15 protein-coding genes and 1 tRNA gene are annotated in these 12,173 nt (G+C 70.7%); 7 read left to right on the forward strand and 9 right to left on the reverse strand.

Annotated elements, in window-relative coordinates; translation table 11 throughout:
• Positions 1-4: 4 nt before the first annotated feature.
• Positions 5-1,363: a hypothetical protein gene (locus tag BJ981_RS10790; RefSeq protein WP_184610425.1), complete on the reverse strand. Its 1,359-nt coding sequence runs from the start codon at positions 1,361-1,363 to the stop codon at positions 5-7.
• Positions 1,360-1,896 carry a SigE family RNA polymerase sigma factor gene (locus BJ981_RS10795; RefSeq protein ID WP_184610427.1) on the reverse strand — a complete coding sequence of 179 codons (537 nt, stop codon included), beginning with the start codon at positions 1,894-1,896 and terminating at the stop codon, positions 1,360-1,362. The genes BJ981_RS10790 and BJ981_RS10795 overlap by 4 nt, the downstream gene beginning before the upstream one ends.
• Positions 1,897-2,058: 162 nt before the next feature.
• Between BJ981_RS10795 and BJ981_RS10800 the strand changes: the two genes are divergently transcribed.
• A complete protein-coding gene (locus BJ981_RS10800) occupies positions 2,059-2,847 on the forward strand; it encodes an arylamine N-acetyltransferase family protein (protein ID WP_184610429.1) in 789 nt (262 codons plus the stop codon).
• Here BJ981_RS10800 and BJ981_RS10805 read toward each other — a convergent pair whose 3' ends face one another.
• The 5 genes from BJ981_RS10805 to pobA all read right to left on the reverse strand — a co-directional run bounded on the left by BJ981_RS10805 (position 2,848) and on the right by pobA (position 7,057).
• Entirely contained in the window at positions 2,848-3,753 is a 906-nt protein-coding gene (locus BJ981_RS10805) for a DUF72 domain-containing protein (RefSeq protein WP_184610431.1), read from the reverse strand. It lies immediately after the preceding gene.
• Between the two features lie 5 nt (positions 3,754-3,758).
• Positions 3,759-4,586, reverse strand: a complete 828-nt coding sequence (locus BJ981_RS10810) for an MBL fold metallo-hydrolase (RefSeq protein WP_184610432.1) — start codon at positions 4,584-4,586, stop codon at positions 3,759-3,761.
• A gap of 75 nt (positions 4,587-4,661) precedes the next feature.
• The gene (gene pcaG / locus BJ981_RS10815) at positions 4,662-5,174 is read right to left on the reverse strand and encodes a protocatechuate 3,4-dioxygenase subunit alpha (protein ID WP_184610434.1); all 513 of its coding nucleotides are present in this window, start codon (positions 5,172-5,174) and stop codon (positions 4,662-4,664) included.
• The gene (gene pcaH / locus BJ981_RS10820; RefSeq protein WP_221314688.1) at positions 5,174-5,842 is read right to left on the reverse strand and encodes a protocatechuate 3,4-dioxygenase subunit beta; all 669 of its coding nucleotides are present in this window, start codon (positions 5,840-5,842) and stop codon (positions 5,174-5,176) included. The genes pcaG and pcaH overlap by 1 nt, the downstream gene beginning before the upstream one ends.
• A gap of 42 nt (positions 5,843-5,884) precedes the next feature.
• Positions 5,885-7,057 (reverse strand): 4-hydroxybenzoate 3-monooxygenase, encoded by a 1,173-nt coding sequence (gene pobA / locus BJ981_RS10825; protein ID WP_184610438.1) that lies wholly within the window; start codon positions 7,055-7,057, stop codon positions 5,885-5,887.
• A gap of 161 nt (positions 7,058-7,218) precedes the next feature.
• On the opposite strand from pobA, the gene BJ981_RS10830 reads away from it, so the two are divergent.
• Together BJ981_RS10830 and BJ981_RS10835 are read left to right on the forward strand one after the other, a co-directional pair.
• Positions 7,219-7,986, forward strand: coding sequence for an IclR family transcriptional regulator (locus tag BJ981_RS10830; protein ID WP_184610440.1), 768 nt, complete (start codon positions 7,219-7,221; stop codon positions 7,984-7,986).
• A gap of 89 nt (positions 7,987-8,075) precedes the next feature.
• Positions 8,076-8,468: a DUF3224 domain-containing protein gene (locus tag BJ981_RS10835; protein WP_184610442.1), complete on the forward strand. Its 393-nt coding sequence runs from the start codon at positions 8,076-8,078 to the stop codon at positions 8,466-8,468.
• Here the strand turns inward: BJ981_RS10835 and BJ981_RS10840 are convergent.
• Positions 8,453-9,454, reverse strand: a complete 1,002-nt coding sequence (locus BJ981_RS10840) for a helix-turn-helix transcriptional regulator (protein WP_184610444.1) — start codon at positions 9,452-9,454, stop codon at positions 8,453-8,455. The genes BJ981_RS10835 and BJ981_RS10840 overlap by 16 nt on opposite strands.
• Before the next feature lie 43 nt (positions 9,455-9,497).
• Between BJ981_RS10840 and BJ981_RS10845 the strand changes: the two genes are divergently transcribed.
• From BJ981_RS10845 to BJ981_RS10855, 4 genes are all read left to right on the forward strand, one after another.
• Complete coding sequence (locus BJ981_RS10845; RefSeq protein WP_184610446.1) at positions 9,498-9,974, forward strand: hypothetical protein; 477 nt, start codon at positions 9,498-9,500, stop codon at positions 9,972-9,974.
• Positions 9,975-10,268: 294 nt separating this feature from the next.
• A complete protein-coding gene (locus BJ981_RS37460; RefSeq protein ID WP_211264163.1) occupies positions 10,269-10,388 on the forward strand; it encodes a DLW-39 family protein in 120 nt (39 codons plus the stop codon).
• 60 nt (positions 10,389-10,448) lie between these two features.
• On the forward strand, positions 10,449-11,174 hold the full coding sequence (locus BJ981_RS10850; protein ID WP_239139362.1) for an HAD family hydrolase: 726 nt from the start codon (positions 10,449-10,451) through the stop codon (positions 11,172-11,174).
• 15 nt (positions 11,175-11,189) lie between these two features.
• Positions 11,190-11,265 (forward strand) — tRNA-Ala (locus BJ981_RS10855).
• Positions 11,266-11,309: 44 nt separating this feature from the next.
• Here BJ981_RS10855 and BJ981_RS10860 read toward each other — a convergent pair.
• Entirely contained in the window at positions 11,310-11,987 is a 678-nt protein-coding gene (locus BJ981_RS10860; RefSeq protein WP_184610450.1) for a site-specific integrase, read from the reverse strand.
• Between the last annotated feature and the right edge of the window lie 186 nt (positions 11,988-12,173).

Raw genomic sequence — 12,173 nt, forward strand, 5'->3', positions numbered from 1 at the left:
GGGCTCACCAGTCCCCCGGCCCGGCGACGGCGGAGTACAGGTCCCCGAGATCCAACCGGCCACGGTGGACGACCGCCCCTCCGGCGGACAGGACGCGGTACTCGTACGTCCTGAGGCGCGACCGCGGCACGGCGGTCTCGAACACCGCGACCCCGTCGGGGCCGGTCGTCCTCGTCGCCGCCCGGTCGTCCTCGTCCCACAACTCCACGCGTGCCCCGGCGCGTCCCGGCACGTACACGGCCGCCGTGGCGGGGGAGCTGTCGTCATGGCTCGCTTGGCCGGTGACGGTCGTCCAGCCCACCGGCTCGTCCAAAGGCGTCTCGTCCCTTATGGCGCGGCCGAGCCGGTCCTGCTCCGTGCTCCCGTCGGGCGCGGTGTAGGTGGTCTGGACGATCAGGAACCGGGGCGTCGTGTGGCCGCGCACCATGGCGATCAGCGCCCGCCGCCGCCCGCCCAGACTGCCGCCCCACACGAAGCGGTAGGTCAGCGTCTCCGGCGGCGTACCGATCGTCCCCAGCCCGTACAGGAGCCCACGCGCCTCCGCGGACGCGAGGCCTCCGGACGCGGCTTCAGCGGCGTTGTCCACCTTGTCCCAGAACGTTAGATCGCTGCGATAGGACAGCGAATAGGACGGTGGCATCGCCCCCGAATACCGGCTGTCCAGGCGTGTCTTGACCGACAACTGCTCAGGCACGGCGTCGGGCACGGCCGAGAAGAACACCCCCTGGTCGACGGGGTACTCGAGCACGCGCGGCGCGGCGGGGGAGCCGTCCGGGTGGAAGGACAGCCGGGGCCGTACTTTCACGGCCGACATGCGCGGCGGGCCGAGCACCAGCAGCAGGTTCTTCTGGCCGGGGTCGAACCAGATCAGCGGGTCGTCGTCGCCGGGACCCGCGGAACGGCTGCCGAAGAGCTGCTCCTGCTCCAGGCGGTCGGCTGGAGCTCCGGCGAGCCCGGTGAGCACGAGCCCGTACGCCGCCCGTTCGTCGCCGACCACCACGACCACCATCCGCCGGCCCGCCGTCTCACCCGCGAAGAGCACCCGCGCGGCAGAGCCCGTGAACCGGACCCGGACTCCGTCGAGCAGCCGCTGGTCATGCGCGAGCGATCCGCGCGCGGGCCAGTTCAGCAGGCCCTGCCTCTCGGCGCTGACGCTCGTCCTGTCCCGGGCATGCAGTCCGGCCGGCACGCCCACCCCGGCCAGCACCACGGCGGCGGCGGTGGCGGCCACCGCGGCACGGCGGTGCCTGCGAACGCGGGCCATGCGGCCGGCGACGGCGGCGTAGGGGTCCGGATGGTCGGGGATCCGGTTCGCCCGCGAGGCGAAGGTCTCCCGCAGTCCGGATTCGATGGGGTTGGTCATTGTCTCCTCCCGGCCATGCCCGGGCCGCCGGCCCGTTCGTTCGTCGTCCGCTCGCGTCCCGGGTCCCGCAGCGCGTCCCGCAGCCGGTCCAGCCCGCGCGAGGTCTGGCTCTTGACCGTGCCGGGCGAGCAGCCGAGTACCCGTGCCACCTCGGCCTCGGGCAGGTCCTCGAAGTAGCGCAGCACCAGCACGGCCCGCATCCGCGGGGGAAGGCGCAGGACGGCCGTCCACAGCTCTTCCCGCAGGTCGAGCCCGGCGTGGGGGTCGCCGGACGCGCCGGGTTCGGGGACGCGGTCCGTGAGCTGTTCGGGGACGCGCCGGCGGCGCCACCACGCGACATTCAGATTGATCACGACCCGCCGCACGTAGAGCTCGGGGTCCTCGATGCGGCTCCAGCGGCGGTGGGCGCGCACGAGGGCGATCTGTAACAGGTCCTCGGCGCGGCCGTGGTCGCCCGTCAGCAGGTAGGCCGTGCGCTGCAGGGCGCGCCACCGGGAGGTGACGAAATCACGGAACTCATCCTCCGTCTGCACCGGCCACCTCCGTTGGTCTCACTTGTTCCGATACCGGACGGCGTCGAAAAGGTTGAGACGTCCGGCGGCCTTCTGGGGGAATGTCGCGGAGGTGGACGCGGAGGGGGCGCGTGGCGGTATGAAGGAGTGAAGGTGAGTCGGGTGCCGAAGGCGGAGGGGTCGATGGACGAATCTCGGGTGGACGCTTATCTGGCGCGGATCGGTGTCGCGCGGCCGGACGTCGTGGACGCGGAGGCGTTGCGGGCGATCCAGTACGCGCATCTGCGGACGGTGCCGTTCGAGAATCTGAGCATCCACCTGGGGCAGCCGGTCGTGCTCGACGAGGAGCTTGTGGTGGCGAAGATCGTCGATCAGCGGCGGGGCGGCTTCTGCTACGAGCTCAACGGCGCGCTCGGCGCGCTGCTCGCCGCGCTCGGCTACCGGGTGACCCGGCTGGCCGCGCAGGTGTTCGGCGGCGGCGAGCCGGGGCTGCCGTTCGACCACATGGTGCTGCGGGTGGACCTGGACGAGCCGTGGCTCGTCGACGTCGGCTACGGCAGCTTCACCCACTACCCGCTGCGCCTGGTGACCGGCGTGGACCAGCCCGACCCGGGCGGCGTGTTCAGGATCGTCCGCCACGGCGAGTACGGCGATCTGGACGTCTACCAGGACGGCAACCCCGAGTACCGCGTCGACGCCCGCCCGTACCGGCTGAAGGACTACCTGCCGACCTGCTGGTGGCACCAGACCTCGCCGGAGTCGCACTTCACGCGGACGCTGACCTGCTCACGGCTCACCGAGACGGGGCGGATCACCCTCAGCGGCGCCAAGCTGATCACCACGGTCGGCGGGCGGCGCGACGAGGTGGTGCTCGGTGACGACGCCGAGATCCTCGACGCCTACCGCACCCACTTCGGCATCACGCTGGACCGGGTTCCCACGGTCGCCGCCCCGCCGGTCGCGGCCGTCTGATCACTCGGCCGGTGGCGGCGGCCGGGCGGCGACGTCCCCGAGCAGGGCGGCGAGCTGCCGGGCGTTGGTCTGGGCGTGGTCCCGGTAGCAGTTGTTCATGAGCACGTGGGTGCGTTCGGTCTCGCCGGCCAGCTCGCGCAGCCTCGGCGCCCACTCCTTCAGCTCCCGCTCGGAGTAGAGGTAGCCGAAGCGCTCGTGGATGTCGCGGCTGGTCCACTTGTCGCTGTGCCCGTGGAAGCGGACGATCCCCAGGCGGGAGGTGGCCGCGACCACCGGGGGGACCGAGTCGGGGTAGCCCTGCGGCATGTCCACGCAGACGTACGGGATGCCGTAGGAGCGCAGGAAGTCCAGCGTCTCGGCCTGGTTCTGCTCCGACATCCACGTGCGGTTGCGGAACTCCACCGAGATCGGCAGCGGGTCGGCGCGCGCCTTGCACTCCAGGATGTACTGCTTGCCGCGCCTGCCGATCGGGAACCAGCGCGGGAACTGGAACAGCACGGCCCCGAGCCTGCCCGCCTCGCTCAGGGGCGCCAGCCCCGCGAGGAAGCGTTCCCACACCTGGTCCACGACGGCCGGGGCCACGTCCTGGACGTACAGGTTCCGCTTGTCCTGCGGCACGTCGTCCCTGAGGTCCTTGGGCAGCGCCCGCGGCTGGGTCGGATGGCCGGTGAGCAGCGAGAACGCCTTGACGTCGAAGGTGAACCCCGGCGGTGTGCGCTCCGCCCAGAGACGCGCCGTGTCCTGCGCCGGGGTCGCGTAGTAGGTCGAGTCGATCTCCACCAGCGGGAAGCGGCACGCGTAGTAGCGCAGGCGCTCCTCGGCCGTCGTGACGTCCGGCGGGTACCAGCCCGAGGCGAGCAGCGTCCTGTCGGTCCACGAGGCCGTGCCGACCTCGATCTCGCCCACCGGCTTCAGTAGGCGCCGTATCCGGCCGGGTGGCCGAGGACGTGGAAGGTCTCGCCGCGGGCGATGTACCGGACGCGGTCCGACAATCCGAGCATGTCGACATGCTCGCGGAAGTCGTCCAGGCCGGAGGCGAACGCGTCATAGTCGTCGTAGTGGATCGGCAGATTGACATCGGCCCCCATGAGCCGGACCCAGCGCGCCCCCTGGTCGCCGTCCATGGTCGTCATCAGCACCCCGAGGATCGTCGTGCCGCCCAGATGGACGAGCGCGACGTCGATCTCGGGGAACCGCTGCGGGATCTCGGCCAGGCGGTCGTACAGCAGCGTGTCCCCGCTGATGTGCATGCGCAGGCGCACGTCGCCGTCCCGGCCGAACTGCAGCATGCTGCCCATCACCGGGGGCACCAGCATCCGCGCCGCCGGCGGGGCGTGACGGCCGGGCAGCGCGGTGATCCTCAGCGTGGAATCCCCGTGGCGCAGGATGCTGTTCTGCCAGGTGTGCAGGCCCGTGGCGTTGCGGAATCCCTTGCGGCGCAGCCACGTGGCGGCCTGCGGCGTGGTGATGATCGGCAGGCTCTGGTCCAGCCCCTCGGTGGCGTACCGGTCCCAGTGGTCGCCGTGCAGGTGGGACAGTACGACCGCGTCGAGCGGTGGGAGCTGGGCGATCCCGATCGCCGGGTTCGTCCGCCGGCGTGTGCTGATGCCCCAGCCGAGATACGCCCGCTGGCCGCGGTGCAGGAAGCTCGGGTCGGTCAGCACGGTGAAGTCCATGCAGCGGATCACGGTGGTGGCGTTTCCGACGAAGAAGACGCTCGCCTCAGCAGGATCGGACATCACAATCCCCCTGTCTCCTGATATTTCAGGTTAAGCACACCGAGGCGGCGGCTTCGAAGCCGGGGGACCCGCCGCTCAGCAGGACAGGAAGACCGTCTCCTTCTCCCCTTGCAGGTGCACGTCGAACTCGTAGACGTTCTCCGACCGCTCACGCGCGATCAGCGTGGCCCTGCGCGCGGGCTCCAGCGTGTCCAGCAGCGGGTCGGGTTCGTCGCGCAGGTAGATCCGCGTCAGCACCGGCCGCAGCAGGCCCCGCGCGAACACCAGCAACGCCATGTACGCCCCGTCCGGCCGTACCGTCCGGAAATGGTAAAAACCCTCCGGCGTGGTGGCGCAGCGCCCGAAGCCGGACGTCCCCACCCCCTTGCGCCGCAGGGCGCCGCGCGGGCCCGACGTGCCCGTCCACAGCTCCAGCAGCGCGTCCGGCAGCGGCTCCCCCGCGCCGTCCAGCACCCGTCCCCTGATCTCGACGGCGCCCGGATGCGTCTCGGACACCAGCTCCCAGTCCTGGTCATAGGGGAGCGCGTGGGCGAAGAACGGGCCCACGGTCTGCGAGGGCGTCACGTTCGCCGCGCTGGTCTCGTACATCACGCCTCCATAGGGGTACGGCCGAGGACGATGTCGAACTGGTAGCCGAGTGCCCACTCCGGCTCGGTGAGGTCCAGGTCGAACCGGGACACGAGCCGCTGCCGCGCCGCGTCGTCCGGGATGGACTGGAAGATCGGGTCGAAGGGGAAGAGCGGGTCGCCGGGGAAGTACATCTGCGTGACCAGCCGCTGCGTGAACGCCGTCCCGAACACCGAGAAGTGGATGTGCGCGGGACGCCAGGCGTTGTGGTGGTTGCGCCACGGGTAGGCGCCCGGCTTGATCGTGACGAACCGGTACCGCCCCTCGTGGTCGGTCATGCACCGTCCGGCCCCGGTGAAGTTCGGGTCCAGCGGGGCGGGGTGCTGGTCGCCCCGGTGCGCGTACCGGCCCGCCGCGTTCGCCTGCCAGACCTCGACCAGCGAGCCGACGACCGGGCGGCCGTCCGCGTCCATGATCCGGCCGGTGACGATGATGCGCTCCCCGATCGGCTCGCCCGCGTGCTGGCGGGTGAGGTCGTGGTCCAGGGGGGCGACCTCCTCGTGCCCGAAGACCGGCCCGGCGAGCTCGATCGCGTCGGGCCCGAGCTCCGGCATGACCGGCGGGCGCGCGGGCGCCCGCAGGATCGTGCTGCGGTACGCGGGGCTGAGGTACGGGGGATGGATGTTCAATGCGTGTTCCTTCACGGATTCGGTGCGGTGGGGCCCGCCAGGTCAGTCGCCCGGCTCGTAGGGGAGGCCCACGTAGTTCTCGGCCAGCGTCCGGGCGGCGGCCTCGGACGAGGTCACGTACTCCAGGTGGGAGGTCTGCAGGCGCCGGGCGTAGGGGTCGTCGGTGTCGAAGGTGTGCAGCAGCGTCGTCATCCACCAGGAGAAGTGCTGCGCCCGCCACACCCGCCGCAGGCACGCCCGCGAGTACCCGTCCAGCAGATCCGCCGAGCCGGTCTCGTACCGGTGGGCCAGCGCCCGGGTCAGCACCCGCACGTCCGCGACGGCCAGGTTGAGGCCCTTGGCGCCCGTCGGCGGCACGATGTGCGCGGCGTCCCCGGCGAGGAAGAGGCGGCCGTACTGCATGGGCTCGGCCACGAAGCCGCGCATGGGGGTCACGCCCTTGTCGATGATCTCGCCGGTGGTGAGCGTGAAGCCCGGCACCGTCTCCAGCCTGGTCTTCAGCTCGTCCCAGACGCGCTCGTCCGGCCACGCCGCGAGGTCCTCGTCCGGGGAGACCTGCAGGTAGAACCTGCTGATCTCGGGGGAGCGCATGCTGTGCAGGGCGAAGCCCCGCTCGGTCCTGGCGTAGATCAGCTCGTCGGCCGACGGGCGCACCCTGGCGAGGACGCCGAGCCACGCGAAGGGGTACTCGCGCTCGTACGTGGTCAGCACCCCCGGGGGGATCGACGGCCGTGAGACGCCGTGGAAGCCGTCGCAGCCCACGATGAAGTCGCAGTCCAGCCGCTCGCCGCCGAAGGTCAGGTACGGCCGGCCTGAGTCGACGTCGTGCAGGGCCACGTCGTCCACCTCGAACCGCACGTCGCCGCCGGCGGCGAGGCGGGCCGCGATGAGGTCCTTGACGATCTCCTGCTGCCCGTACACGGTGATCACGTGGCCGGGGACCAGCTTCTCGAAGGCGATGCGGTGCCCGGCGCCGCCGAACCGCAGCTCGATACCCTCGTGGGGCAGGCCCTCGCGCAGGAGCCTCTCACCCACGCCCGCCTCCACGAGCGTGTCCGTGGTCCCCTGCTCCAGCACCCCCGCGCGCACCCGCCCCTCGGCGTGGTCGCGGCTGCGCCGTTCCAGCACCACGGATTCGATGCCCTGGAGGTGGAGCAGATGGGAGAGCAGGAGACCGGCCGGACCCGCTCCGACGATCCCCACCTGTGTTCGCATAAGGGAAGCATCGGGGCGAGAGGGCCCGGTCACGAGCTTCCGGTTCCGCTCAGTGGAAACTCGGGGCAAAATATCCACAGCATGTGGATGACGACCTGTGGACGCATCAGGGCAGGTGAGGCTGCCGGCCCTGCTCGTGCCACGCATCGGAAGGGGGCGACGTGGCGGGCGGGTCTCGCGAACCCGGACGCTCGGTGACATCCCGGGTGCTGGCCATCCTGCGCTCCTTCGACGGCGACCACCTCGGTCTCACGCTGACCGAGATCTCCCGGCGCAGCGGCGTCGCCCTGACCACCGCCCACCGCCTCGTCGGCGAGCTGGAGGCGTCCCAGGCCCTCACCCGCGCCCAGGACGGCCGCTACCGCATCGGCCTGCGCCTGTGGGAGATCGGCCACCTCGCCGCGGGACGGCTGCCCGAGATCGCCCATCCCTGGCTCCAGGAGGTCTACGCGACCACGGGGGAGAACGTCCACCTCGCCGTCCGCGACGGCCTCGACGTGCTCTACGTGGACAAGGTCCACGGCCGCCGTGCCGTCCCGATCGTCTCCCGCACCGGCACCCGCCTGCCCATGCACCCCACCGGCGTCGGCAAGGCCCTGCTGGCGCACGAGGCCGACTGGTTCATCACCTCCTACCTCGAACGCAGGCTGGAACGGCCCACCCCGCACACCATCACCGAACCCGGGCGTCTGGCCCGCGAGCTGGCCTCGGTGCGCTCCCAGGGGTACGCCTTCACCTACGAGGAGATGACGCTCGGATCCTGCTCGGCCGCGGCGCCCATCATCGTGGACGGCCGCCCGATCGCCGCCCTCGGCATCGTGCTCGCCTCGCGCCGGGCGCGCGAGCTGCCCCACATGGTCGATCCGCTGCGCGCGAGCGCCGCCCAGATCGCCCGCGCCTACGGCAAGGACTCCCCGTCCGTCACCTGACCGTCCTCGCATCCCATGGCGTACCTGTCACAGGATGTCAGCCTCACCGGCCAGGATGGTCGTCACGTCCACGAGCGGGGAGGACCGCCATGCCACGTGCCGAGGGCACTTTCGACATAGACAGCTGGGAGCCCCAGACCTACGACGAGCGCGAGGGGGCCACCCTCAGCCGGGTGCGCATCACCAAGACGTTCCGCGGCGGCCTGGAAGGGGCCAGCACCACCGACATCCTGACCGCGGTCGCCCAGGTGGAGACCTCGGCCGCCTACTGCGGGTTCGAGCGCTTCACCGGCGCCCTCCACGGGCGCGAAGGCACCTTCGTCCTGCACCACACCGCCACCAGCGCCGGCGACGAGCAGACGCTGCACTGGACCGTGCTGCCGGACTCGGGCACCGGCGAGTTGCGGGGCATCACGGGTGGCGGCGGCATCGTCAACGACGGCGGCGCGCACTCCTACCACCTGGACTACGAGCTCGGCTGACCCACCGGAGACAGCGCGAGGTACATGCCGGCCAGCTCGCGCGCCGTCGCCTCCAGCCGGGCGCGCAGCTCACACGGCGCCAGCACCTCGACCTGGGACCCGAGCTTCATGAACTCGGTCTCGGCGTGGTCGAGCGACTCGATGGGCACCACGGCCGTCACCCAGCCCCCCGCCCCGGACGGCGTGGCCGTCCTGTCCACGGCCTCGACGACGGCGCTGCTCATCAGCTCGCGCAGGCGCCTGCGCCCCGCGGGGGACAGCCGTATCGTCGCCTCGCCCTGGTAGAGCCTGCTGCGGAACTCCGCGAGAAAGGACCTCCAGTAGGCGGCCAGGTCGAAGTCGCACGGCCGCTCGAACGTCTCGTCCAGCACCTCCAGGTCCAGCACGTGGTGCACCCGGTACGTCCTGACGTGCTCGCCGCGCCGCGCGACCAGATACCACTTGCCGCCCTTGAGCACGATGGCGTACGGGTCGAGCAGGCGGACGACCTCGGCGGGCTCCCTCCAGCGGCGGTAGCGGATCTGGACGCGACGCTGGTTCCACACGGCGTCGGCGATGGGGGCCAGGTGCGGCGAGCGGTCGCCGTCGTAGTACCAGCCGTGCGCGTCCAGGTGGAACCGCTCCTGGATGCGCGCCGCCCGGTCCCGCAGCTCCGGGGGCAGCGCCGCCTGCAGCTTGAGCTGCGCCGCGGCGACCACGGCCCCGAGCCCCAGCTCGGCGGCCGGCCCCGGCATGCCCGCCATGAAGAGCGCCTCGGCCTCCTCGCTGGTGAGGCCGGTCAGCCGGGTGCGGTAGCCGTCCAGGAGCTGGTAGCCCCCGGCGGGCCCGGCGTCCCCGTACAGCGGCACCCCCGCGGCGTGCAGCGACTCGACGTCCCGGTAGATCGTGCGGACCGACACCTCCAGCAGGTCGGCGAGCTGCCGTGCGGTCAGCCTGCCGCGCGCCTGAAGCAGCAGAAGGATGGAAAGCAGCCGGCTCGCGCGCATTCACTGACAATACGTGTCAGTGTGCCGTTCGTACCGTGCAATCATGCCTTTCACCGAGGGGTTTCTGCGTGTTACGGGGACGATCGACGTCGCCGGACGCCACGTCAAGCGTTACCACGTCAGCACCCTCGACGCCGAGATCGAGCCGGAGGTCCAGCGGGCCGCGTACGCCTTCCTGCCCCGCCTGCTGCCCGGCCCCGACGAGACGCCGCCCGCCGCGTTCACCGTCCTGCACCGGGGGAGCGGCGGCGCCTGCTACCTCAACGCCTACACCTGGGTCTGGGACAACGTGCTCGAATGCCACACGGCCGCCGCCGGAGTGCCCTTCCTCGGCTGTGCCGACACCGACCCCACCCACTTCACGGAGCTCGCCAGGCCCTGGATCGGCTGCGTGTGGGAGCTGCCGCCCCTGGAGCACGAGCGGGCCGCCTGGGTACGGCACATGCTCGCCCCGGACGAGCCCCTCCTGCCCGCCTACCTGGCCGACACGCTCCCGGAGGGCCGGGTCGGCGGCGGCTGAGATATGTGCTGTCCGCTGATTGTCCGCTATCAGACGAAAGTTGCGGCGTGAGATATCTCGGCACGGTAGTTCGCGGGTGTAGTGCCTGATCAGCGGCTTGACGGACACTTACCCCAAGGCCCTAACCTCCTTACGGAAGTCGGGAAGCCCGGCCCGTATCGCAAGATTGTGGATAACCGCTTTCCGGGCGGTCCGGGGTGGGAGCCGATCCCTTGCTAGGCTGCAAGCATCTATTAGGAACCCGGCGTCGTCCCATCCCCTGCTGATGGGACCGTTGAGAAGTGGGGTCACACCGTGAAGAAGCTGCTCGTTCTCGCGCTCGTTGCCCTCGGGGGGCTGCTCGTCTGGCGCAAGGTTCAGGCCGACCGCGCCGAGCTGGACCTGTGGACCGAGGCCACCGGCAGCGAGAACTGATCATTCCTGGCCGCCCGTGCGGGCGCGTTGATGGTTCTAGGTCAAGGCGGAGGTGACGGCATGACGAGCGCCTCACCCATCAAACTGGCCTGCCTCGATCTGGCCGGCACCACCATCGGTGACATCGCCATGGTGGAGCGGGCGTTCGCCGAGGCGATCGCCACTCAGGGCATAGTCCCCGGGACCGGCGCGTACGCGCGTGCCATGGTGCACGTGCACCGGTCCCGGGGCTGCCCCAAGATCGAGGTCTTCCGCGGCATCTTCCCCGGCAACGAGGCACAGGCGCAGGCGGCCAACCTGACGTTCGAACGTTCCTACGAGGAGGCCATCGAGCGCGCAGGGCTCTACCCCGTGCCCGGCACCGTCGAGGCCCTCGAGAAGCTCCGCGCCGCCGACGTCAAGATCTGCCTCATCACCGGCTTCAGCCGCGGCACCCTCGGCCGCGTGCTCAACGCCATCGGCTGGATGGACAAGGTCGACCTCGCCCTGTGCCCCCAGGACGCCGGCCGCGGCCGCCCCTGGCCCGACATGGTGCTCACCGCCATGCTCCGCCTCCGCATCGACGACGTCCGCCAGGTCGCCGTCGCCGGCGACTCCGAAAGCGACATGCTCAGCGGCAGCCGCGCGGGCGCCTCCATAGTCGCCGGCGTCCTCACCGGCGTCCACAGCCGCGAACGCCTCCTCCACGGCGGCGCCACCACCATCATCGACTCCATAGCCGACTTCCCCACCCTGATCCTCGACAGCCACCAAACCCCCGCCCCAGTAGCCACCTCGGCCCGGTAGGCTGTCCCCAGACAAGGGGCCTTAGCTCAGCTGGCAGAGCGCCTGCTTTGCAAGCAGGAAGTCAGGGGTTCGACTCCCCTAGGCTCCACCAGGAAAAACGCCGCTTTCCCAGCAGGGAAAGCGGCGTTCGTGCCATTAACGTGCCATTAGCCCGCAGGGACCAGCCCGCCGGCCACCCCGTCGCCATCGCTTCTCCGCCGTTCCGCCTCCACGCGCGCTGAGCGCATCGGCAATCCTCTGATCAGCGTCCCGCGTGGCGTGCTGGTAGATGAGCGCCGCCCGGTCACTATCGTGTCCCATCCGCGCCTTGAGATCGGCCAGGCTCGCACCAGACTGCGCGGCCAGCGTGTTTCCCGTGTGCCGAAGGTCGTGGAAGTGCAGACCCTTGAGCCCCATCTCTTTGAGCGCGTCCGTCCACTTGGCCTCACGCCGGAAGTTGCCGCCCCGTAAGAAGCCGCCCCGGACGCCGAGGAACACGAACGCATCCTCACTCTCCGCGACGAAGTCCCCAAGGTGTTCCGTCAGTGCGGGCACGATCGCCGCCGGGATACCGACCGTGCGCTTCCCGGCCCGCGACTTCGGCGGGCTCAGCACCATCTCTCCGCCGTCCAGTTCGAGGAGCTGTTCCCGGACCCGCACGGTTCGGCGCTTGAGATCGATGTCCGACCGCCGCAGTCCGATCACCTCAGCCCAACGCAGACTCGCGAAGGTCGTCAGCAGCACGAGCGCCCGGAAGCGCCGATCGGTCATCCGGTCGGCCAGTTCGAAGACCTGGGCCACGGTGAGCGTCGGTCGCTCGCCACTGGCAGACATACGCGGTTTTCTGTCGCGAGTACGACAAGGCTGCTAAAAAGGTCGATCCAGAACTCAAAGGCGCCAGACCCAGCCGCGCGCAGCTCCACCGCTGGCTGAGCGGCGAAATCAAAGGCCTGCCCTACGCCGACCACTGCCGGGTATTAGAGGCCATGTCCCCGGCTACAGCGCCGAGGAAATGTTCCG

It is taken from the genome of Sphaerisporangium krabiense, from assembly GCF_014200435.1.
GTDB classification, from domain to species: Bacteria; Actinomycetota; Actinomycetes; order Streptosporangiales; family Streptosporangiaceae; genus Sphaerisporangium; species Sphaerisporangium krabiense.